This is a genomic window from Vibrio sp. V31_P5A7T61 (assembly GCF_009904895.1).
In the GTDB taxonomy this organism is placed as follows: Bacteria; Pseudomonadota; Gammaproteobacteria; order Enterobacterales; family Vibrionaceae; genus Vibrio; species Vibrio metschnikovii.
The window spans coordinates 55,373-77,295 of the sequence record NZ_WXWI01000059.1 but is presented as its reverse complement, the minus strand read 5'-3'; the positions used below and the strand labels follow the sequence as shown (position 1 = coordinate 77,295).

Genomic DNA, 21,923 nt, shown 5'->3' with positions numbered 1-21,923 from the left:
GTATCACTGGCAAAACGCGCGATGATGAATTAGTATAAACTAAATAAGCATTTGCTAATCATTGTGGTGGGGGGATTGTAATGAAACCTAATGTTCATGAATTTTTTGATGCTAACACGTTTACTTACAGTTACGTGGTGGTCGACCCGAGTTCATCGAAATGTGCAATCATCGACTCTGTGCTGGATTACCAACCAGCATCAGGCAGAACATCTTATGAGTCCGCCGATAAAGTGGTCGCCTTTGTTGAACAACAAGGCTTATCAGTGGAGTGGATTTTAGAAACCCATGTCCATGCCGATCACTTAAGTGCCGCGCCTTACCTCAAGCAACGACTGGGCGGTAAACTGGCGATAGGTCAACAGATTACCGTGGTTCAAGATACCTTTGGAAAGTTGTTTAACGCAGAACAGGATTTCGCCGCAGATGGCAGCCAGTTTGATCATTTATTTACCGATCAGGAGTCATTCACGGTAGGTAACCTTCAGGCTAAAGCGATCCATACTCCGGGACACACACCAGCGTGTATGACTTACCTGATTGGTGACAGTGCTTTTGTTGGTGATACGCTGTTTATGCCTGATTACGGTACCGCACGTTGTGATTTTCCGGGCGGGGATGCTAAAACGCTCTATCACTCCATTCAAAAACTGTTCACCTTACCCGATGAAACGCGCGTATTTATGTGCCATGACTACAAAGCGCCGGGGCGAGAAGAATTTCTTTTCCAAACCACGATTGGTGAAGAGCGTGTGCATAATATTCATGTTGGTCATGGTGTGGAAGAAGCGGCGTTCGTAGCAATGCGTCAAGCTCGAGATGCGACTTTATCGATGCCGACTTTGATCTTGCCCTCGGTTCAGGTCAATATGCGTGCTGGCGTATTACCTCCGGCTGAAGACAATGGTGTTCAGTATCTAAAAATTCCGCTTAATAAAGTTTAACTAACAAGGATAGTCTGATGTTGACATTGATTACATTAACCCCACAACTGACCGTTGCACCGCAAATTGAGCCAAGTGATATCGAACAGATCGCTGGTTTAGGTTTTAAATCGGTGATCAATAATCGGCCCGATGGCGAGGAAAGTGGCCAGCCATTGAATCAAGTGATTGAACAACATGCCGATCAGCTTGGTTTAGTTTATGTCCATTTACCCGTGGTGGGGGGCCAAATTAGCGAAGCTCAGATCCATCAATTTGGTGAATTGTTACAGACGCTCCCTCAACCTATCTTAGCTTTTTGTCGCACGGGAACCCGTTCTAGTATGTTGTGGTCATTGGCAAGTCAAGATAGTGCGATGTTCAGTGAGCGTTTGCAGGTTGCTACCAAGCAAGGCTTTAAGCTTGATGGTCTCGGCGAGCGATTTGCTCAGCGTTAAGCACAAGCACGGTGAGTTGAAATTAAAGTAAATAGGAATCAGCCAATGAAGCTAGCTTGGCGTCAATATCTGCCCATCGTGACTTGGTTGCCGGAATACACTCGTCAGGCTGCCAGCAAAGACGGAGTGGCGGCGATCATTGTCACCTTGATGCTGGTGCCACAAAGTTTAGCTTATGCGATTGTGGCTGGTTTACCTCCAGTTTATGGCTTATATGCCAGTATTTTACCGCTGGTGGCTTACACCCTATTAGGAACCAGCAAAACGTTGGCTGTTGGCCCCGTTGCGGTGATTTCGTTAATGACCGCAGAAGCGATTGCGCCTTTACATGATGTTGGGACACACGCTTATGTAACGGCTGCGGCGACGCTAGCGTTTTTATCTGGGCTGATGCTCTTAATCATGGCGGTGTTTCGTTTAGGGTTTTTAACGACGTTTTTAAGTCATTCGGTACTATCTGGTTTTATGACCGCCTCTGGCGTTTTGATTATTTTGGGACAATTACCTAAGTTACTGGGCTTATCAGTAGCCGATGGCTCGCTCAATGAAGTGTTGGCTGCTGTGCACTATCCGACCTTATGGCTGGGACTGGGGAGTTTAGTACTATTGGTGCTTGGCCGACGTTATTTCTCCTCTTTATTACAAAACCTTGGCTGCTCTGCATCGTGGGCGGGCCATATCACCAAATTACTGCCGGTGATGGTCATGGTCGCAAGCATCTTGATCATTGATTACTTTCCACAGCACACTCAAGGGGTGAGTGTAGTTGGCGCTATCCCGACGGGGTTACCAAGTTTGGTTATGCCCGTGTTTGAAACCAACTTAATGGTTCAACTGTTGCCTGCAGCGCTGCTGATCAGCGTGGTCGGGTTTGTTGAGTCAGCGTCGGTTGGCCAAACGTTAGCGGCGAAAAGACGTCAACGGATTGAACCAAATCAAGAGTTGATTGCTTTAGGTGGGGCGAATATTGCCTCTGCGATACAGGGCGGGTTTCCGGTTACGGGGGGACTTTCTCGCTCAGTGGTTAACTATGACGCGGGAGCGGAAACGCCATTGGCGGGCATGTTGACCGCGATAGGGATCGGCATCACGGTACTGTATTTCACCCCATTGTTTAGCTATCTTCCTCACGCGGTTTTGGCGGCGATTATTATTGTTGCAGTATCGGCTTTGATTGATATTAAAGCTATTTTTACTACGTGGCGCGCCGCAAAAAGCGATGGCGTGGTGATGTTAAGTACTATTGTTGGAGTGCTCTTTATCAATATTGAGTGGGGGATCATCATTGGCGTGCTGCTCTCATTAGTGATTTTTTTATGGCGAACCAGTCAGCCGCACATCGCGGTGGTGGGATTAATCGAAGGCAGTGAACATTTTCGTAATGTGCAGCGTTTTCAAGTTAAGCAAAGTAAAACGGTATTAACTTTACGCATCGATGAAAGCTTATATTTTGCCAATGCCCGTTATTTAGAAGATAAAATCCCAGAGTATTTAGCTAGCTACCCTGAAACCCAGCATTTAGTGTTAATGCTTTCTGGGGTCAATCGTATCGATAGCAGTGCCTTGGAGAGCTTACATTTAATCGCAGAGCGTGTTGCTCAATCGGGTATTACTATGCATTTGTCTGAGGTCAAAGGCCCCGTGATGGATGAAATACAACGCTCAACGTTTTTAGAGCATTTCACAGGGCAAATTTTTATCAGCCAATTTCAAGCTTTTAGCTACTTAACTCAAGCCGAGCATCCCGATGAGGACTGGCGAATCTAACGCTACACCATGGGAAGACTTCTGTGATTAATCTCTCATATCTATCATTTGTGTGATAAACCTGTATAATTCGCCGCCTATCTATACCCTGATGATGTTCACCGATGGCCAGTCCGATGTCGGGGCATCATTACGGTATCAATACCTATTAATTGGTGTGTGACCGTTATCGGTTGTCACCCAACGGCTCGTTCATATTCATACCTAGGAAGACTTCTTTGATCTCTACTGCCAACATCACCATGCAATTTGGTGCAGAACCCTTATTTGAAAACATTTCTGCTAAATTCGGCAACGGTAACCGCTATGGGTTAATCGGTGCGAATGGATGTGGTAAGTCGACATTCATGAAGATCCTCAGTGGTGCGCTGACACCAAGCTCTGGTAACGTTTCGATGACGCCAGGTTTGAAGCTCGGCGTGTTGAGTCAAGATCAATTCGCCTTTGAGCAATTTAGCGTGATTGATACCGTGATCATGGGCGATCGTAAGCTGTGGGAAATTAAACAAGAACGTGAACGAATTTACGCATTACCTGAAATGAGTGAAGCCGATGGCATGGCAGTCGCTGAGCTAGAAAGCGAATTTGCCGAGATGGATGGTTATACTGCGGAAAGTCGCGCGGGAGATATTCTACTGCAAGCAGGCATTGAAGAATCGCTGCATTTTGGTTTGATGCAGCAAGTCGCTCCTGGTTGGAAACTGCGTGTCTTATTAGCGCAAGCTCTGTTTGCTAACCCCGATATTTTATTGCTTGATGAGCCGACCAACAACTTGGACATTCATACCATTAACTGGTTAGCAGAAGAGTTGAAGCAGCGCAAATGTACCATGATCATCATCTCTCACGATCGCCACTTCTTAAATGCCGTCTGTACCCATATGGCTGATATTGATTATGGTGAGCTACGGATTTATCCGGGTAATTATGATTATTTCTTAGAAGCATCAAGCTTGATTCGTGAGCAACTGCTAGCGGGGAATGCCAAAAAAACCGCTGAGCTGAACGAGTTACAAGATTTCGTCAACCGTTTTGGTGCCAATGCTTCAAAAGCTAAGCAAGCCAGTTCACGTGCCAAGAAAATGGATAAAATTAAGCTTGATGAAGTGAAATCAAGTAGCCGAGTAAGTCCACATATTACCTTTGGTGAAGGGAAAAAACTACATCGCCAAGCCCTTGAGCTACAAGAGTTAGCGCATGCCTTCGATGAAGGGCCATTATTTGAAAAAGGTAACTTGTTGCTAGAAGCGGGAACTCGATTGGCGGTAATTGGTGAAAATGGTGTCGGTAAAAGTACTTTATTGCGCTGTTTAGTCGGTGAATTGGCTCAAACGCAAGGCGTAGTCAAATGGTCAGAAAATGCCTCCATCGGTTATTGTCCTCAAGACAATACCGCCGATTTTGATAACGATTTAACCGTCTTTGAGTGGATTTCACAATGGCGCACCGTAAAGCATGATGATCTGATTGTACGTGGTATTTTGGGGCGTCTGCTGTTTAGTGCCGATGATGCCAACAAAAAAGCCAAAAGCTGCTCCGGTGGAGAAAAAAACCGCTTAATGTTTGGTAAATTGATGATGTTAGACGTCAACGTTTTAGTCATGGATGAACCAACCAACCACATGGATATGGAAGCGATTGAAGCGCTAAACACGGCGCTAAAAGGTTATAAAGGTACCTTGATTTTTGTTAGTCATGACCGAGAGTTCGTATCTTCTTTGGCGACGTCGATTATTGAAATTAAAGATCAGCGCCTGCAAGTCTTTCAAGGCACTTATAACGAGTATCTTGCCCATCAAGAAAAACTACTCAGCGCCGCTTAGGTTTGTTATACCGATCGCCACGATGGTTAGATAATCGTGGCGGTTCATCTTTATGGTCTTATTAAAGATCGATTGATTGCCACTCAGGCAGTTTTTTAATCGCGATGGTTAATGCATTAAAGCAATCCACATCAATCGCGGTGTGTAGGTTGTCTTGCATTATTGCTAGTGCCTGAGGGATAGGAATCGCGCCGCGATATGGCCTTTCAGCGGTAATCGCATCGAAGATGTCAGCGGTAGTGATGATCCGAGTCATTAGTGAAATCTCTTCGCCTGCTAATTGTCGCGGATAACCGGTCCCATCGAGTTTCTCGTGATGAGCGGCTGAAATGGTTGCCAAAGAGCGGAAAGCTGAGATGTTGATTAAGATTTGTTCAGTAAGTGAGGCGTGAGCTTTAACGGCTTCCCATTCTTGATCGTTGAGCTTATCGGGTTTATCCAAAATGGTATTACTGACCCCAAGTTTACCCAAGTCATGCAGCAAAGCCGCGCGTTTTAGCCAACGACGTTGGAGCGGGTCAATACCTAGCTGTTCGGCGATCAAATCAGCATATATCGCTACGCGTTGGCTGTGATCGGCGGTATAGGGACTTTTCGCGTCGACAATTTTGCCAAAGGCACTAACAATATCATCGAAATAATCATCATCGAGATAAATATTCGCTTGAGCCGGAGCCATTGCCATTATACGTTGGCGTATATCTTGCGCTTTGAGCCCATCAACAAACGATTCAGTTTTAGCAATAGAGACCAGAGTATCCACTAACGCTGGGTCAAACCATTGACCACTGCGTGATTGCACTTCTTGTAAAGCGGTTGAGAGATTGTGTTGGTATTGAAATACGTCCACCACTTGAGAGAGTAGGGCGATACGAGAGTAAAGTGGAATTTGTTCTTGCTGCAATTGTTCGGGTCTGCCCTTGCCATCCCAATGTTCATCTAAACTGTGGATACCTAGCGCAACTGGTTCAGAGAAGCGCAGCTCACGAGCAATGTCAGCGCCTCGCGTGCAGCGAGTTTGAATTAATTCTTGTGCGTAATCACCGCCATTTTTCAATATATCCAGCGTTGTGCTGATCCTTTCTATCCAACTTTGCCCAGCACCTGCATGTTTGATGACAAAGTTTATCGCACTGGATAAGCTGGTGCCGATGGTTTTGTAATTACGTTTAAATGTACGATCATCGGCCATGTATAACTCACAAATTCGCGCCGCGTTACTACTACAGCCCGCATCTTTGAGTAATAAGGTAAAAAACAGATCGTGGCGTTGTGTCTCATCTAGGCCAATCGCTTGGCCAATGTGCATGCCAATCCAGCAGCAACGAATACAATGCTCTGGCGGTTGCCCTTCCGTCATATCGAGTGCGGCAGTTAAGGCTAACATCAGTTCAGAGAGCGGCATGAGGGGCTTAGAATAAGGTTGCGGTATGTGGTTTTCTAATATCGAATTTTCATGCATTAAGGACGGCTCTCAATAGCTTGTTACGGATATCCTTAGCTTAGTCGATTGTCGAGCGGATAGGCGAGAAATCAGCGAGTATCGATAAATCGCACCGCATTAATTTATGCCGTGCGATGTTGATGATTACCCTAAGACTAAGCGTATTGCGCTTCGAGTTGATTGGCTTTTTGATAAGCGGGGTGTGTGGCCAACTGACGCAAATAACGCGCAATATTTGGATAGTGTTCGATGACGCCATCTTTGACCAAGATCTCTGCAATAAATGACATCATGATATCAGCCCCTGTGAGTTGCTCGGCGACCAAATAGGTTTTACCTGCTAAAGATTGGTCAAAATAGCGCATTACTTGCGCTGCTTCGTGATCAGCATAGCCTTTTAAAAAGTTGGTTTGACAACCATCTTTTGCGACAAACATCTGTAATAATAACGGTAAAATTGCAGAACTTTCAGCAAAATGTAGCCATTGTTGATAGTGAACGTAATCAACACTGCCACGTTGCGGAGCAAATTGTCGGCCGTATTTGTCAATTAAATAATCGGTGATCGCCCCCGATTCAGTAACGATCAGTCCATCATCTTCAAGGACAGGTGATTTACCGAGAGGGTGTACGGTTTTTAGTTCGGGCGGTGCGAGAAACGTCGCTTTATCCCGTTGATAAGCGACAATTTGATAGTCGAGTCCCAATTCTTCCAGTAACCAGATAATCCGCTTTGAGCGTGATTGATTAAGATGATGCAGGATGATCATGATTTTTTCCTTTTAGATTGAAAGTGGTTGATTGACTTCAATCACCACTTTGCCAAAGTTTTTACCTTCCAGTAAACCGATAAAGGTTTGTGGTGCATTGTCTAAACCGGAGATGATTTGCTCGCGGTAGTGGATTTTTCCTTGGCTAAGCCATTGACTCATCTCGCGGGCAAATTCGCTATAACGATCGCCGTAATCATCAAAGATGATAAAGCCTTGCATACGAATGCGCTTAGTGAGTAGAGTGCCCATCAGTAGTGGTAAGCGGTCGGGGCCAGTCGGTAGCGCGGTCGCGTTATATTGGGAAACTAAACCACAAACAGGAACGCGAGCTGAAGTATTCAGCAGCGGTAATACCGCATCAAAGACTTTGCCGCCAACATTCTCATAGTAAACATCGATGCCTTGTGGGCAGGCTTGGGCGAGTTGCTGAGCAAAATCATCCGCTTTGTGATCAAGACACTCATCAAATCCCAGTACTTGTTTGGCATAACGGCATTTTTCTTCTCCGCCTGCAATACCGACTACGCGACAACCTTTGATTTTGCCAATCTGGCCGACGGTTGCGCCAACAGGGCCAGTTGCTGCGGCGACAACCAAGGTTTCCCCTGCTTTAGGCTGACCAATATCCAGTAGTCCCATGTAAGCGGTAAAACCGGGCATCCCCATCACGCCTAATGCATAGGAAGGGGTTATCGGATCTCGCCCCAGTTTCAATATGCCTTCACCATTGGAGATGGCGTAATCTTGCCAACCAGTATAAGCAAGCACCCACTCACCAACAGTAAAGTCTGGGTGATGCGAGGTTTCAACTTGGCATACAGTGCCACCGACCATCACATCATCAATTGCAACAGGTTCAGCATAGGATTTAGCATCGCTCATGCGTTCACGCATATAAGGGTCGAGAGAAAGGTAAATGGTGCGCAGTAATACTTCACCTTGCGCAGGAGTTGATTTGGCCACGTGTTGTAAGCGAAAGTTACTGTCAGTCGGGGCACCATGTGGCCGAGAAGCCAGTACGATTTGGCGGTTGATCGTTTGAGTCATACATCAAATTCCAGTTATTAAATTAGACCAGTCGTCTAATTTTCGTGGGTAAAAAACCGCTATCGAAATAGCGGTATTCTATATAGACAAGCCACTGGTTTAACTTACAGGTTTGCCTTGTAATATTTGCTCGGTGGTAATAAGTGCTTGATCAAGTCCTTGATTATCTTGACGAAGTTTACTCAGTAGGCTCGCGCCAATCCACAAATTATACAACAGCTCAGCGGTTAGCTGGCTGTGCTGAACGTAAATTGAACCTTCATTGACCCCTTGCTCAATACATTGAGCAATCGCATGGATAATGGCATTCGCCCCATTCAATAGTGCGATACGCATCGCATCAGAAAGATCAGCGACTTCAGCACTTAACTTCACCACTAAACAACGTTGCGCATGGCACTGACCTTCACTTTGCTCATGCCAGTATTGCCAATAGCGCATTAATCGCTGGTAAGCGGTGCCGTGTTGGTCGGTAAATAGGTCATGAATTCGCTGTGAGTAATCAGCAAAGTAATCATTGATTAATGCCTCGCCAAATTGCTCTTTCGATTTAAAGTAATGATAAAACGAGCCTTTTGGTACGTCAGCGGTTTTTAACAATTCAGATAGGCCAACATTGGTAAAGCCTTTACTCACCACCAGTTGGTAGCCGACATCTAAAATATGTTGACGAGTATCATTGGTTTTTATGTTCATGACGACACTATAAAAATAACTAGACCAGTCGTCTAGTTATTTTTTCATCATTTTAGCTAAATCGGCAAACGGGTTGTAAGTCGCGCTTTGGTGCTCATCAAGCTTAGCGGTTGACTCAACGCCGTAACGTTCATGTTCGAGATACTTTGAATGCTCATGATCGTGACAATATAAGCATAGCAGCTCCCAATTGCTGCCATCTTCCGGATTATTGGTGTGATCATGATCTTTATGGTGCACGGTTAACTCGCGCAAGTTGGAGTACACAAATTCCCGAGCACATTTACCACATACCCATGGGTAAAGTTTGAGCGCTTTTTCTCGGTAACCACTTTCTTTACGTGCGTAATTGGCACTCGAACCGTAAAAATCCGACGACATATTGCTTTCCTATCTTTAAATTTTCTTTGACGATATTAAAGACTAAAAGCCGCCGCAGAGCAAAGCTTGTGTGAGGTTTTTTCTGGATAAAAAGCAAGTTCTTATAAAGAATCATATTTATTGGCAGTGAGAAAAATATAAGATTAGATAAGTAGTATGATTTTAAGTTATCATACTACTTATTATGCAAGGCGAGCGCATGAGTTGAATTAATGTTAATTTTCAAAAACTATTAACCGTGAGATAGTTGTTTTGAGGTGCTTTTTTTATCCCTGTTTGTTTCTTGACCGCATAAATCTGGATTTACGCAGCTCAACTCTTAGCGAGTTAACAAAGAGTGTGGTTTCCGTTTACAAATAATCTACTCATGCGGTTGCCCTGACTTATTATGGGTTTAAACTTATATTAATATATGGATTTTAGTATTATTTAAACTAAAAATTAACACGAACACCCAGATAATACTCACTTGCTTTTAAGTTTGCTTTCATTTTTTCATCTTGCAAGCCTCTGGCATTTTGAAACTTGTTCCATCCACTTTCTACTTCTCCGAGATCAACATAACGATATCCTAGATCAAAACTTACATTCTCAACCAACTGATAGCTAACACCTGCACCTAAAGAATATGCAATATTAGTATCTGTATTCTGCTCATATTGACGATTTTCATTACCTTGCCATCCCGAAGATTTTACTTTTGCAAGACCAAAGCCAATCATGCCATAAGCTGAAATGCGATCTTTTAATTTAAAGTCACGATACATATTAAACATTAAACGTTCAGATTGTACTTTATGATGATTGAAGCTTGTGGTAAAAACACTAGAACCACTAGTATATTCAGATGTCTTTTTAAAACTATATTCAGCTTCTGTTCTCCAATGATTACTATATCTTTTTCCTAAAGCTAAAGAAAAATCATAAAATCGAGACTTATCATCTCCAGAAACAAACTCTCCGATCCCTGGTCTATGACTTAAGTTCATTCCATCAGCAGATTGGATAACTTTCGCTCCTCTAATAGCGCCATAATAATCATTGTCAATTTCATTGGAGAATACATTTGTTGATAGTAGAGTTAATGAAATAGCTATTTTTTTATACATTTTAACCTCCAAGATGGTTTTATTTTTTTGGTTTTTTATATAGGAATGAAAATATTAATCCCTTAGAAATATTCTTAAAGCTGGAAGGTTTTTTTTATTGAGGCTTCCGCACACTCTGCATCTAAATTACCATTTGGTGCCCCACCAACTCCGATGCCACCAATAACATTACCATTTAATTGAATAGGAATACCTCCGGCTAGAAATAATAAGTTTTCATTCATATATTGTAATGGCTGCATAATAGGGTTATCGGCTATCACTTTCATTAAATTACCAGAAGGTTGTTTCATGCTCGTTGCTGTAAATGCTTTTTTACGTGAACTTTCTAATGTGTGAATACCTGCGCCATCAGACCGAAGTTGAGCTAAGACTTGTCCAGATAGGTCTACGACTGTAGTTGATATTTTGTATCCTTTAGATTCACATTGAGTCAATGTTTCTTCTGCTAATTTGATTGCTGACTTGGATGAGATCTGTTTTGTTAAAACACTATGCTCATGTTCATTTGCTAATGCATTGAAAGATAAGGACAAAATGCTTAGTGATGTCACTAATATACTGAGTTTTATTTTGTTCATGTTCACTCCTGTTAAGTGTATTATTTAGTTTGATTACTTTAACAGAAGCTTTATTGCTAAATGCTTTCACTATCATTACAAAGTTGTAATGTTGCTTAAGTTGAATACATTTTAATGGTAAATTAAGCTCGAAAAAATTATTTAGTGAAAAATAAAGGTAGGTATCAAATGAAGATCCTTTTGATTGAAGATGATGAGTATATTTCTGATTTTCTTGTAAGTGGATTCCGTCAAGAGGGATGTGTGATCACACATGTTATTGATGGTATTGATGGATTATACGAGGCTGTTAATCAGTCTTATGATGTTATTATTCTTGATATTATGATACCTAAAAAAGATGGACTAAAAGTTCTTGCAGATTTTAGAGGAGAGGGACATACTACGCCGGTTATTATACTTAGCGCTAAACATTCTGTGGCTGAAAAAGTGAAGGGTCTACAATCTGGTGCAGATGATTATTTAGTTAAACCATTTGCTTTTCCTGAATTATTAGCACGTTGTCAATCATTGTATAGGCGAGGTAGAAATAGTTTATCTCAACCTTATGAAATAATATATGGTGAATTATCTCTTGATGTTCTTAAACGTGAATTAAAGCGTGCTGGAAATGTAATTAATCTGAATCAAAGAGAATTTGGTCTCATTAAACTTATGCTTGAAAATCCTGAAAAAGTAATAACTAAAACTGCCATTTTAAAGGACACACACCAAAAGTATTGCCATTTTAAAGGACACACACCAAAAGTATGAAAAAAGAATGATTTTTAGTTTTTTGGTGATTCGGTAGCACATTTATGCATCATTTATTGCTAAGGTTCCTTCACGTTTAATGGAGGACACTACTTTGACCACCGCTCGACAACAACTGGTTTCTACGGATGTAACATCTTATTATCACTGCGTTTCTCGCTGCGTGAGGCGTAGCTTTTTATGCGGTAAAGATACCTTGACCAATCGTTGTTATGAACATCGAAGAGAATGGATAGAACAAAAAATCTATTCGTTAACGAACGTCTATTGCATTGATATTTGTGCATACGCCATTATGAGTAATCATTATCATCTGGTTGTAAATATTAACCAAAATAGAGCATTAAAACTCACATTTCATGAAGTCGTTGAACGTTGGAGCCAAGTGCACAAGCTACCGTTTTTGATTCAACGTTGGCAAAATAAACAACTCACTAGCCTAGCTGAACAAACGCGCTGCATTGAACTAATTGAAGTTTGGCGGGAAAGGTTATCGAGCTTGAGCTGGTTTATGAAAGAGCTCAATTACGATATTGCTTGTAAAGCTAACCGAGAAGACAATTGCACTGGACACTTTTGGGAGAGCCGTTTCAAAAGCCAAGCACTACTTGATGAAAAAGCATTGGTAGCGGCAATGGCTTATGTTGATTTAAACCCGATTCGAGCGGGGATCGCTGATACCCTAGAAACCGGTGAATTTACTTCGATAAAAGCCAGAATAGATGCACTAAATAAAAATTTAGCGACAGCGCCTTGTTTGCATCCATTTATTGGTAACCCAACTAATGAGCCGCGAGAGGGGATCCCTTTTCGTCTGATGGATTATTTAGAGTTGGTTGACTGGACCGCTCGCCAATATCGAGACGGCAAAGCGTCGATGAGCGATAAAATGCCAAATATTTTGTCGCGATTAAGTTTTAATTCAAAGGATTGGCTAAAAATCTGCACTGGTCTAGAGAAATCGCGCACGACAGCTATCGGTACTCGGCCTCAGGCGGTAATAGCGAAAGTGCTTCTGAAAAAACAAAGAGTACAGCTTTATCTCTTGGAATAAGCAACCTAACAACTGCTAAAGTCTAGTAAAAACGAGCCAGTAATTGTGCTGGTGGTAATCCCTTCTTTTGAAATCACCCAACTATTTGATGTTTTACTTTTATATCTAAGTAAGGCCGTTTCTGAATCGCACATTAAGGTTAGTTTTTAAATCGATCACAGCATTATCGAATGTATTTATAAGTGTATGTCCTTTTAAGCGGCCTTTTAAGCGGCCAGGCAGCATTATGGCCAAGAGAAAAATGTAGGTGTGTGTCCTTGATAAAGATGTAGTGCAACAGGAATGGAAATACGTGTATAAAACACATTATTGCTCAATTTAATCAAATACATATGTATCACCTACTTGTATTAGGTGACATTGATCGTCTTAAAACGAGAAAAGCCCCTGATTACTCAGGGGCTTAGAATGTGGCGGAGAGATAGGGATTTGAACCCTAGGATAGCTATTAACCATCGCCGGTTTTCAAGACCGGTGCTTTCAACCACTCAGCCATCTCTCCGTGTGGCGCGAATAATATAAGGCTTCTTAGTGCTTGTAAAGTCCCTTTGATTTCAAGTGAATAAAATACGAGCAAAAAAGGCATTTTTATTTCCTTAACTGGCTCAAACCAACCAGTAAAGTGATATTCATGCTGGCTAGTTTGAGTTTTATCGCTGTTATTCAGTAACTTTTCCTCCGACTTCGGCATAGAGTGGCCAGTCGCCACTTTTAACTAAGTTGCGAGTAAACTCGGCGCTGTGTGCTAAGTCATAATTGTGTTCAATACAGGGTGAGTATGCGATCACTAAAGATGGACCTTGGTGTTCACCCGCGGCTTTTAAGGTCTTAATGGTGTGATTCATATTAGCCGCGAGTGCAATTCTGGCCACATAAACACCGGGGACGTGGCGGTAAAGCTCAATCAAATCTTTCGCTGGATTTGGATTAGGCTCGCTGCATAATTTCGCCGTTTGGCCTTGCGGGGTTGATTTAGACTTTTGTCCCCCAGTATTGGCGTAGCATTGAGTATCAAGCACTAATATGTTGATGTTTTCGCCACTTCTTAGTACATGATCGAGTCCACCGAATCCAATATCGTAGGCCCAGCCATCACCACCGATTAGCCATACTTGTTTTTCGACGAAGTAATCTAAAAGAAGATGCAGCTCAGCATGTTGAGGTTGTGCTTCAATCTGATTTTGCAAAGCTTGAATTTGCTGGCGACGTTCAGGAATATTCAACGCTTGAATGTTATCCGAACCTCCTTGTTGGGCTAATACATGCTCTGCTCGTGATTGAAGGGCTTTGACAGCCAGTTTCATACCCAGACCAAACTCAGCATTATCTTCAAATAAGCTATTGGCCCATGCCGGCCCTCGTCGATCCGCATTTTGACTATAAGGTGTTGTCGGTAAGTTGCCACCAAAGATAGAAGAGCATCCGGTTGCGTTAGCAATGTATAGTCTATCCCCAAACAGTTGAGTTAGGATTCGAATATAAGCGGTTTCGCCACATCCAGCGCAGGCATTAGGGTATTCAAAGTAAGGCTCAACATGTTGAAGCGTTTTGACATCAATACGTTCTTGTTGATAAATATTTTGTGTTGGTAAGGCTTCAAAGCGTTCAAATTGACCTACCTCCTGATCGTAACAATCGGGTTTGGCGACCATCATCAAGGATTTACGTTCAGGATTTTTCTTATCTTTACCCGGACAAACGTTCGCGCACAGCTGACAGCCAGTACAATCGTTGGGTGATACTTGCAAAGTATAGATAGCATCTGGTTGATGACGAGAGCGGTAAGGCATGGTTTTTAATGGTGATAAATCTTCGCCTTCTATTGGTTCGACAATTCTCGCTCGAATGGCTGAGTGCGGACAAATCGCGACGCAGTAACCGCATTGAGTGCATAAATCTTCCGACCAGACAGGTAGCTGCTCGGAAATGTCTCTTTTTTCGAGATGCGATGTGTTGGTTGGCCAGCAGCCATCTGCGGGAAAGGCAGACACTGGCAAGCTATTTCCTTGTCTAGCGAGCAGTTGTTCAACTAACGATAAGGGCTCTGCAGAAGCACATGGCGTAGGGGCGATAAAGCTAGAGGCGACATGAGCAGCAAAAGGATTGTAATTAATATTCTCTGGTGTGGCTTCGATACACGCAATACTTCGTGTAATCAGCTCGGCCGATTTTCCTTGCAACTGTTGTTCACATAGGTTGCGCAGTTGGGTAAGCAGGGCTTGGTTATCTTGTTGATTGGTTAACAGTAGGGTGGTGGCGACCTGCATGACCACACTGGTTTTATTGTTAAGCTGATGTTTTGCCACCAGTTGATCGGCATCAAGGGTGATCACGCGAATTTGTTTTGCTTGAATTACGGCTTGTAGTGACGTCGGAAGTTTATACCACAGCTCACTGCCTGTTTTATTGGTATTGATCAGTAAAATGGCACGATGAGCGAGGTGAGTACTGATGTCTATATCCCGTAATAATCCTTCTTGGCTCAGTGAAATGAGCTGCGCTTGACGGATTGGATAAGGCGTTCGAATCGGCTGTGATGAAAAACGTAAGTGAGTGGTGGTAATATTCCGTGATTTTTTTGAATCGTACTCAAATTGCGCATTGACGTTCGATTGATAATGTTGACCTAAAACCTTAAGCACATTTTTCCCAGCGGAAACGCTGCCATCTCCCCCATAACCATACATCAGCACTTGTTGTAAATGGTCGTCATTATGAGTGAGTTGGGCGATGGGTAAGTTGAGATGTGTCTTGTCATCGGAAATACCGATCACAAATTCTCTTTTTTGTTGCGCTTGAGGAGCCGAAAGCATATTAAAAATTTGCTCAGCATCTTCAGGATAAAAGGGCTTTCCGGCTAACCCGTATCGACCACGATATAAAGTAATCGAGCGAGGCTGGGTTTGTAATGCATGTAATACATCAAGATATAACGGTTCTCCGCTCGATCCTGGCTCTTTGGTTCTGTCTAGCACTGCGATTTGTTGCACGGTATTTGGCAGGGCTTCTAATAGCGCTTCACTGGGGAAGGGGCGATAAAGATGTATGCTGATCACGCCAATTTTCTGGCCGAGATTGACCTGTTGATCAACATAGCTTTTCAGGGTTTCGGTGACTGAACCAAGTGCCACAATAACCTGAGTCGCTTGTGGGTGACCAGTATAGCTGACTAAATGATATTGTCGTCCAGTATGCGCGGCAAAGTCATCCATGATGCTTTGTACGATAGATGGCGTTTGTTGATGATAGCTATTTTGCGCTTCTCGGCATTGGAAATAGCTATCACTGTCTGCGGTTGCACCACGTAGGCTTGGCCTATCAGGGGTTAAGGCTCGCTGACGAAACGCAAGTAGATCATCACCGGAAAGTAATTGCTTAATGGTTTGCTCATCGAGAGGAATAAGATTGGTCAGAGCATGTGAAGTGATAAATCCATCAAAAAAATGAATAAACGGTAACCGACAACGCAAAGAAGAAAGCGTCGCAATCAACGCCATATCTTGCGCTTGCTGGCCATCCGTTGCACATAACATGGCAACACCGGTCTGTCTCACGCTCATCACATCTGAATGATCACAAAAAATTGATAAAGCATGAGTGGCTAAAGCACGCGCCGCAACATGAATCACACATGGCGTGAGTTCACCAACCAGTTTATATAAGGTTGGTATCATCAATAATAAACCTTGTGATGAGGTAAAGGTTGTTGCTAACGCCCCACTCATTGCGCTGCCATGTACAACAGCAATGGTTCCTGCTTCCGATTGCATTTCAATCAGCTGAGGCACTTCCCCTAAAAGATTAGGCCTTTTTTGTGCTGCCCATGACTCACATTTTTCTGCCATAGTTGTGCTTGGGGTGATCGGGTAAACGGCGATCACTTCACTCAATTGGTAAGCAACTTGAGCTACCGCGGTATTAGCATCAGTAATCCAATTCATCACTCTGGAACCTCTGGTTAATCACAATGGTTGTGACTTAAGGCTAAACAAGTATGATTCCCTCACATAACGTGACGAAAACACGAGAAATAAAATGGTTAAGATGCAGAACATGCTGAAAAAGTACGATGGATATAAAATCATCATACTAATATTGCTGTACGGTTTGATAACCGTCATCGGGGTGATTTACCGTCAAGTTATGATAGAGACCGATATGGCGATGTTGTTCTTATTACTCAACATCTTAAGCGCATCGGTACTTCGGCCTAGCTATGCTTATATAATGACTTTAGCTGGGGTCATTATCTTTCATTACTTTCTGTTACCGGATTATCATTCGTTCCGATTTCAGAATGCACAGCACATCATTACTTATGCGGTGATGGTCTTTAGTGGGATATTCGCGATCAATATAACACAGTCACAACGGAAGGAAATACAGAAAAATAAACGCTTGCAATATAAGCATAAAAAATATTACCAGTTAGCTTGCCATCTTTCGGCGCTGCGCACTAGTGAGCAAATCGCGCAAGCAACGGTACAGTTTTTGAGTAAAGAGTCAGCATTACGTGGCGCTGTGTTTTTGTCTTCCCCAGACTGGCGACTGGTCGCCCAGCATGACAAATGGACTTTGCCAGATATCGACAGTTGGCAGCCTAATCAGCCGTTATCAGCGGCATCGGTATATTGGCTAAAAGATCGTGAGAGAGAGTTGGGAGCACTAGTGATACAAACCGATCAGCCGCCACAACGTGTTGAGCCTTGGGTTTTGTCTTTATTGAGTTTGTCGTTAGCGCGATCTCAGGCCAATCAAGCGTTAGCTCAAGTGGAAGCCGCCAATCAATTAGAATCGATGCGCAGTACCTTATTAGCGTCAGTTTCTCATGATCTTAAAACACCCTTAGGGACGATTATTGGCGCGGCAACGACCTTAGCAGATAACGGTGTTGTTTTATCTTCGGCGATTCGAGATGAGCTATTACAGTCCATTGCCGAGCAAGGGCGGAGGTTGAATCGTAGTTTAACTAAATTGCTCGACATTACCCGTTATACCACAGGTGCTTTGGTCCCTAAGCTTGATTGGGTTGAGCCAGAAGAGCTGATTGGCAGCGTATTAGCGAGTCTGAACTCGCGACTGACATTCCATCACATTCAGTTTACCAGTACGCCGATGTTGGTGGAATTGGACAGTTTGCTGATTGAGCAAGTTATTTTAAATTTACTTGAAAATGCCATTAAGTATACTCCGCGAGGCAGTCAAATTACGATCACGACCGATTATACTAACGGACGGTTTATTTTAACGGTAGCGGATAATGGGCCGGGCGTGCCGGAGCCAGAATTAATACGTATTTTTGAACGATTTTATCGACTCAATGATCAGCAAAAAGATGGTACTGGGTTGGGCTTGGCAATTTGTCAGGTGATTGTTTTAGCTCACCGAGGTGAGATCAGCGCGCATAACCTTGCGGGCGGAGGCATCTGTTTTAATGTGAGTATTCCTTGTCGATTGTATGATTTAAAGGAACTGTATGAACAGTGAAATAAAAGTCTTAATTATTGAAGATGAAGCACCTATTCAGCGTTTTTTAAATGTCCTGATCACGGGTTATCAATATCAGGTCAAAACCGCCTCATCGGCAGAGCAGGGGGTTGCGTTGATCGCCAATTGGAATCCCCATCTTATTTTATTAGATTTAGGATTACCGGATAAAGATGGGATTGAGCTGACCAAAGAGCTGCGTAGCTGGACACAGACCCCTATCATTATCATCTCAGCTCGAGAGCGAGAGACGGACAAAGTACTCGCCCTTGATGCTGGTGCTAACGATTACTTGACTAAGCCATTTGGGAGTGAGGAATTGCTGGCAAGAATTCGGGTTGCCTTGCGTTTATTTGAACAACCCGATCAGCAGGAGTTAGTGCAGTATCAATTTGGTCGAGTCGTGATTGATTTAGCTTTACAGCGTGTGACCAAAGATGGACAAGTGGTTAAGTTAACGAAAACCGAATACAACATTCTTAAATTACTGACCAAAAACATGGGTAAAGTTTTGACTCATAAACAAATTTTAAAAGAAGTATGGGGCAGTAACTATATTGAGCATCACCATTATGTGCGTATTCACGTCGCTCAATTACGTCATAAAATCGAAGATATTCCTGCTCAACCGAAACACATTATTACTGAAACAGGGGTGGGTTATCGTTTGGTGGATGAGGTTTGATAGTTAAGTACTGACTCGCATCAGATTGACTTGTATGTATCATGCTTAATTATCTCTCTTTATAAAAATTATATACGCCTACGCTTTATCTATACAACATGGATACATCGAATTACTTATAGTAATCACATGCCCACATTATGGTTCGATGGTGTGGGTTTGGGTTAAGTATTCAGACAGGTTGGGCGTGAATCTATAGTGGGATAGTTTGCGAAACACAACACAGAGTAATAACCAGTACATTTTTGTCGACGGATCAACATAACATACAGGATGTAAGTCATACGCGGTATTGTAAGGGTTGTACTGCGTCAAGTGAAAGTTCAAACCTGTAGAGTTGGGAACTACAGCGTTTGAATGGCAGCAATGGTTCAGACCCAAAGAGCTTATAGCGCACCTGTAGCTCAAAAGTCCTTTCCCCCTTTGCTATCACTTTTTTCGATTCAGGGCTCCTCGGAGCCCCTTTTTTTATCCAAATTCTGCCTATTGCAGCCTTTCTGCAATAGGTTTGATTGACCCTCATAGATTAATTATCGAGAGTGATTGTAATCGCTAAAAGTCGAAGAGCGGTGGCGATAAGTGGGTCTATTCTGCGGCTCTACCACATTAAATCATCAGGGACAACAAAATCGGCGTAAGGATCTTCTTCATCATGGGCTTGTTTATCTTCTTCTGGTAGAGGAATAATACTGTTCTCATCACGTTGCCAAATTTTCTCAGCGACGATATTAGGAATGATGGCGTAGCTCTCTTCATAACGAGCAATCGCGAGATGACCTTTACTGAGTTGATCGCGAGTCTGGTTATCAACGTAGAGTTTTTTGACTAAGGTTCCATCGGTAAAGTGATATTGAATATCGCCGTTATTGTGCGGCAATTTATTCATTTCAATTAACTGTTTCACTTGAGCGCGAATTTCCTTGGTCAGCAATTGTTCTTTTTGCTGTTTATTTAACGCCTTATCACGTTCTATTTGCTCTTGTTTATTTGCCTCAACGGCGGCTTTTACTTCTCGCGCTTGTACGCGTGATTTCTTCGAACTTTTTTGGGCTTTTTTAAGTTTTTTTTCATTCACAAGGCCCGCTTTGAGCATTTGCTCTTGTAGAGATAGTCGTGTCATGGTTAGTCCAATACAATCAGGTAGTGTTTCGATACGAATTGAAGGCGGCAGTTCAGTACTACATTATGCACTTTAAGCCGATGAGGCTTTTCTTAACGAGCGCTGGTTATTTGCGATAGCTGAGGCGTTCAATTCGTTACTATTAATCAATAACGGCTAAGTGTACCGACTCGTGTTGAGCAAATAAAGCCACAAATCTATTCAAGCGAGTAGAAGTACAAGGCCACCAATTTTTGCTGCTGCAGAAAGGTATTTTCCCGCTGTATAGGCTTTATTCGTTGGTTCTGTGGTTTGATCAGGATGTCCCATTCCTAGCGCACCATAAGTAAAGGCTTTTGCTGTACCCGATTTGGGTTGTGTCTCAGGTTGTTGCTCTTGATGCTCCGAGTCATTGAACTGTTGCAAAGCCGCAAGCAGCGCTTTGCCTTCTTCGGATAGGGTGACTTTATTCGGTTCTGCTTTGGCTGGAAGATCATGAGCATTATCGGTAGTGATTGGCATGACAGAGGAAGCCGTCCCGTTGGCGGAATAGGTCTGTGGAGCACCAGAGGTAACAGGATTCATTCTATTCTCCTTAATCAACAGCAACGCAGTTTGTCGATCTCCGATTTTATATCGGTTAACTTGTGTCCTTACGACGTTAACCTTTAGTTTATGGTACATAAGCAAGTGCTACTTATGTACCATGGCACGCTGTCGATAGCGTGAAATCGTGTCGATAATATCCATATCGGCCAAGCGCAAAAAAACTTGTGCGTTTTTTGCACATTTGGCGAATGTTGATTAATAAGCAAACAGTATGCCTGTTAAATTAATTGGTCGATATTTTAATCACAACTGAGATCTGTGTTGCGATTTTTGAGTCTTTCAATCGCTTGCCATTGGTGAGCCGGTTGTAGATAACGAATCGGCATGGGTAGGACGAGTAACTGAAAATCGCTTGATTGTTCAGTAAGTTGACTGGTTGGGGTGATGATCGCGATGCTTAAATTAGGGTTACGTTGATGAATCGCCGCCGCAGTACCTAATCCTTGCTGAATATGGAAAGCGCCGGCAATGTGTAGCACTTGTTGTTGTGGGTGAGCGGCAAGATAATCGACAATACTTTCCGCCATGGTCTCATCCCAAGTCATTTGGGCGGCAAATTGTTGTTCATGTTGGGTCGGTTTACCATGATGCATTGAGGCCATAAAATGAGCTTTGTAAGGGGAGTCACGGAGGTTAATCTCTTTTGCGACCCAATGACGTTGTTCTTTAGGTAGCTTATCTAAATATTCAATGCCTTGTTGACCAATACAACGAACCATATTTTTTGGCGCATTGGCGGCAATAATGGGTCTTTGATGATGTTTCGCTAATTCAACAAGTGGACGATAATCACTGGCATAGTTTGGCCAAGCGTTACTTTGCTCGATAAGGTATTGTTCACCAATCTCGCCTTGTAAATATTGATCCAGATAAGGTTGGCTATCTCGAGAAAATTGCTCCATAGAAAGGACGATGGGGTGGTGGTGCTCAATCAAAGTCCGTAGTAAATCGGCTTGAAACTTATGGATAGCACTGTGGGTATGCCATTCTCCGACTAAGATCACGTCTGCTTGTTTCACCGCATCGGGAAGATTGGACAATGCTAGCCACTCCCCTTGAGGCGAAGCCAGTTGATAGTCGTAAAAGTCACTGATTTGACGAGAGTTCGAAGCGCTACAGCCGATGAGCCATATCGATAGTGCAAGGGTGATAAAAATACGCATAAAGCCTCCAATAATGAGTCAGCAGTCTACTGGAGGCTAAGTTAATTATCAATGTAGTGATAATTATTATC

General features: G+C 42.9%; 19 protein-coding genes and 1 tRNA gene. 8 read left to right on the top strand and 12 right to left on the bottom strand.

Translation table 11 applies throughout. From position 1 onward, the window contains the following. Nucleotides 1–80 precede the first annotated feature (80 nt). The 4 genes from CAG58_RS13585 (at nt 81) to CAG58_RS13570 (ending at nt 4,971) form a co-directional block, all read left to right on the top strand. Nucleotides 81–944, top strand: coding sequence for an MBL fold metallo-hydrolase (locus tag CAG58_RS13585; RefSeq protein ID WP_161426436.1), 864 nt, complete (start codon nt 81–83; stop codon nt 942–944). 17 nt (nt 945–961) lie between these two features. Further along, nucleotides 962–1,381: a TIGR01244 family sulfur transferase gene (locus CAG58_RS13580; protein WP_154170527.1), complete on the top strand. Its 420-nt coding sequence runs from the start codon at nt 962–964 to the stop codon at nt 1,379–1,381. Nucleotides 1,382–1,426: 45 nt separating this feature from the next. Further along, nucleotides 1,427–3,148 (top strand): SulP family inorganic anion transporter, encoded by a 1,722-nt coding sequence (locus CAG58_RS13575; RefSeq protein ID WP_161426437.1) that lies wholly within the window; start codon nt 1,427–1,429, stop codon nt 3,146–3,148. A 218-nt stretch (nt 3,149–3,366) separates the two neighbouring features. Then, on the top strand, nt 3,367–4,971 hold the full coding sequence (locus CAG58_RS13570; RefSeq protein ID WP_161426438.1) for an ABC-F family ATPase: 1,605 nt from the start codon (nt 3,367–3,369) through the stop codon (nt 4,969–4,971). Between the two features lie 61 nt (nt 4,972–5,032). Here CAG58_RS13570 and CAG58_RS13565 read toward each other — a convergent pair whose 3' ends face one another. The 7 genes from CAG58_RS13565 to CAG58_RS13535 all read right to left on the bottom strand — a co-directional run bounded on the left by CAG58_RS13565 (nt 5,033) and on the right by CAG58_RS13535 (nt 11,002). Beyond that, the gene (locus CAG58_RS13565) at nt 5,033–6,433 is read right to left on the bottom strand and encodes an HD-GYP domain-containing protein (protein ID WP_161426439.1); all 1,401 of its coding nucleotides are present in this window, start codon (nt 6,431–6,433) and stop codon (nt 5,033–5,035) included. A 137-nt stretch (nt 6,434–6,570) separates the two neighbouring features. Further along, nucleotides 6,571–7,185 carry a glutathione S-transferase family protein gene (locus CAG58_RS13560; protein ID WP_161426440.1) on the bottom strand — a complete coding sequence of 205 codons (615 nt, stop codon included), beginning with the start codon at nt 7,183–7,185 and terminating at the stop codon, nt 6,571–6,573. A gap of 12 nt (nt 7,186–7,197) precedes the next feature. Then, a complete protein-coding gene (locus tag CAG58_RS13555) occupies nt 7,198–8,235 on the bottom strand; it encodes an NADP-dependent oxidoreductase (protein WP_161426441.1) in 1,038 nt (345 codons plus the stop codon). Nucleotides 8,236–8,334: 99 nt separating this feature from the next. Further along, entirely contained in the window at nt 8,335–8,931 is a 597-nt protein-coding gene (locus tag CAG58_RS13550) for a TetR/AcrR family transcriptional regulator (protein ID WP_161426442.1), read from the bottom strand. A 36-nt stretch (nt 8,932–8,967) separates the two neighbouring features. Next, nucleotides 8,968–9,312: a YajD family HNH nuclease gene (locus tag CAG58_RS13545; RefSeq protein WP_004394845.1), complete on the bottom strand. Its 345-nt coding sequence runs from the start codon at nt 9,310–9,312 to the stop codon at nt 8,968–8,970. 434 nt (nt 9,313–9,746) lie between these two features. Next, a complete protein-coding gene (locus tag CAG58_RS13540; protein WP_161429742.1) occupies nt 9,747–10,421 on the bottom strand; it encodes an outer membrane protein in 675 nt (224 codons plus the stop codon). A 74-nt stretch (nt 10,422–10,495) separates the two neighbouring features. Beyond that, nucleotides 10,496–11,002, bottom strand: a complete 507-nt coding sequence (locus CAG58_RS13535; protein WP_161429741.1) for a GlcG/HbpS family heme-binding protein — start codon at nt 11,000–11,002, stop codon at nt 10,496–10,498. Between the two features lie 168 nt (nt 11,003–11,170). On the opposite strand from CAG58_RS13535, the gene CAG58_RS13530 reads away from it, so the two are divergent. Continuing rightward, complete coding sequence (locus CAG58_RS13530) at nt 11,171–11,755, top strand: response regulator transcription factor (protein WP_161429740.1); 585 nt, start codon at nt 11,171–11,173, stop codon at nt 11,753–11,755. Between the two features lie 79 nt (nt 11,756–11,834). Then, nucleotides 11,835–12,809: a transposase gene (locus CAG58_RS13525; RefSeq protein ID WP_187985153.1), complete on the top strand. Its 975-nt coding sequence runs from the start codon at nt 11,835–11,837 to the stop codon at nt 12,807–12,809. 411 nt (nt 12,810–13,220) lie between these two features. Here CAG58_RS13525 and CAG58_RS13520 read toward each other — a convergent pair. Both CAG58_RS13520 and nifJ read right to left on the bottom strand, forming a co-directional pair. After that, a tRNA-Ser gene (locus CAG58_RS13520) sits at nt 13,221–13,311 on the bottom strand. A 157-nt stretch (nt 13,312–13,468) separates the two neighbouring features. Next, nucleotides 13,469–16,750, bottom strand: a complete 3,282-nt coding sequence (gene nifJ / locus CAG58_RS13515) for a pyruvate:ferredoxin (flavodoxin) oxidoreductase (RefSeq protein ID WP_161426089.1) — start codon at nt 16,748–16,750, stop codon at nt 13,469–13,471. Between the two features lie 112 nt (nt 16,751–16,862). Here nifJ and CAG58_RS13510 point away from each other — a divergent pair, with 112 nt between their 5' ends. Together CAG58_RS13510 and CAG58_RS13505 are read left to right on the top strand one after the other, a co-directional pair. Further along, the gene (locus tag CAG58_RS13510; protein WP_161426092.1) at nt 16,863–18,296 is read left to right on the top strand and encodes a sensor histidine kinase; all 1,434 of its coding nucleotides are present in this window, start codon (nt 16,863–16,865) and stop codon (nt 18,294–18,296) included. Next, complete coding sequence (locus CAG58_RS13505; protein WP_154170546.1) at nt 18,286–18,981, top strand: response regulator; 696 nt, start codon at nt 18,286–18,288, stop codon at nt 18,979–18,981. Before CAG58_RS13510 ends, CAG58_RS13505 begins: the two co-directional genes overlap by 11 nt. Nucleotides 18,982–19,579: 598 nt before the next feature. On the opposite strand, the gene CAG58_RS13500 is transcribed toward CAG58_RS13505, so the two are convergent. The 3 genes from CAG58_RS13500 to CAG58_RS13490 form a co-directional block, all read right to left on the bottom strand. Continuing rightward, complete coding sequence (locus tag CAG58_RS13500; RefSeq protein ID WP_158138733.1) at nt 19,580–20,101, bottom strand: DUF2058 domain-containing protein; 522 nt, start codon at nt 20,099–20,101, stop codon at nt 19,580–19,582. Between the two features lie 201 nt (nt 20,102–20,302). Continuing rightward, complete coding sequence (locus CAG58_RS13495) at nt 20,303–20,665, bottom strand: hypothetical protein (RefSeq protein WP_154170550.1); 363 nt, start codon at nt 20,663–20,665, stop codon at nt 20,303–20,305. Nucleotides 20,666–20,928: 263 nt separating this feature from the next. Continuing rightward, nucleotides 20,929–21,852, bottom strand: coding sequence for a ChaN family lipoprotein (locus CAG58_RS13490; protein WP_161426088.1), 924 nt, complete (start codon nt 21,850–21,852; stop codon nt 20,929–20,931). Between the last annotated feature and the right edge of the window lie 71 nt (nt 21,853–21,923).

Coding starts and splice junctions, on each gene's coding strand:
- CAG58_RS13540 (WP_161429742.1), bottom strand. CDS start 10,421: ATGTATAAAAAAATAGCTATTTCATTAACTCTACTATCAACAAATGTA.
- nifJ (WP_161426089.1), bottom strand. CDS start 16,750: ATGAATTGGATTACTGATGCTAATACCGCGGTAGCTCAAGTTGCTTAC.
- CAG58_RS13545 (WP_004394845.1), bottom strand. CDS start 9,312: ATGTCGTCGGATTTTTACGGTTCGAGTGCCAATTACGCACGTAAAGAA.
- CAG58_RS13580 (WP_154170527.1), top strand. CDS start 962: ATGTTGACATTGATTACATTAACCCCACAACTGACCGTTGCACCGCAA.
- CAG58_RS13585 (WP_161426436.1), top strand. CDS start 81: ATGAAACCTAATGTTCATGAATTTTTTGATGCTAACACGTTTACTTAC.
- CAG58_RS13555 (WP_161426441.1), bottom strand. CDS start 8,235: ATGACTCAAACGATCAACCGCCAAATCGTACTGGCTTCTCGGCCACAT.
- CAG58_RS13525 (WP_187985153.1), top strand. CDS start 11,835: ATGGAGGACACTACTTTGACCACCGCTCGACAACAACTGGTTTCTACG.
- CAG58_RS13490 (WP_161426088.1), bottom strand. CDS start 21,852: ATGCGTATTTTTATCACCCTTGCACTATCGATATGGCTCATCGGCTGT.
- CAG58_RS13530 (WP_161429740.1), top strand. CDS start 11,171: ATGAAGATCCTTTTGATTGAAGATGATGAGTATATTTCTGATTTTCTT.
- CAG58_RS13500 (WP_158138733.1), bottom strand. CDS start 20,101: ATGACACGACTATCTCTACAAGAGCAAATGCTCAAAGCGGGCCTTGTG.
- CAG58_RS13565 (WP_161426439.1), bottom strand. CDS start 6,433: ATGCATGAAAATTCGATATTAGAAAACCACATACCGCAACCTTATTCT.
- CAG58_RS13505 (WP_154170546.1), top strand. CDS start 18,286: ATGAACAGTGAAATAAAAGTCTTAATTATTGAAGATGAAGCACCTATT.
- CAG58_RS13575 (WP_161426437.1), top strand. CDS start 1,427: ATGAAGCTAGCTTGGCGTCAATATCTGCCCATCGTGACTTGGTTGCCG.
- CAG58_RS13495 (WP_154170550.1), bottom strand. CDS start 20,665: ATGAATCCTGTTACCTCTGGTGCTCCACAGACCTATTCCGCCAACGGG.
- CAG58_RS13535 (WP_161429741.1), bottom strand. CDS start 11,002: ATGAACAAAATAAAACTCAGTATATTAGTGACATCACTAAGCATTTTG.
- CAG58_RS13550 (WP_161426442.1), bottom strand. CDS start 8,931: ATGAACATAAAAACCAATGATACTCGTCAACATATTTTAGATGTCGGC.
- CAG58_RS13510 (WP_161426092.1), top strand. CDS start 16,863: ATGCTGAAAAAGTACGATGGATATAAAATCATCATACTAATATTGCTG.
- CAG58_RS13560 (WP_161426440.1), bottom strand. CDS start 7,185: ATGATCATCCTGCATCATCTTAATCAATCACGCTCAAAGCGGATTATC.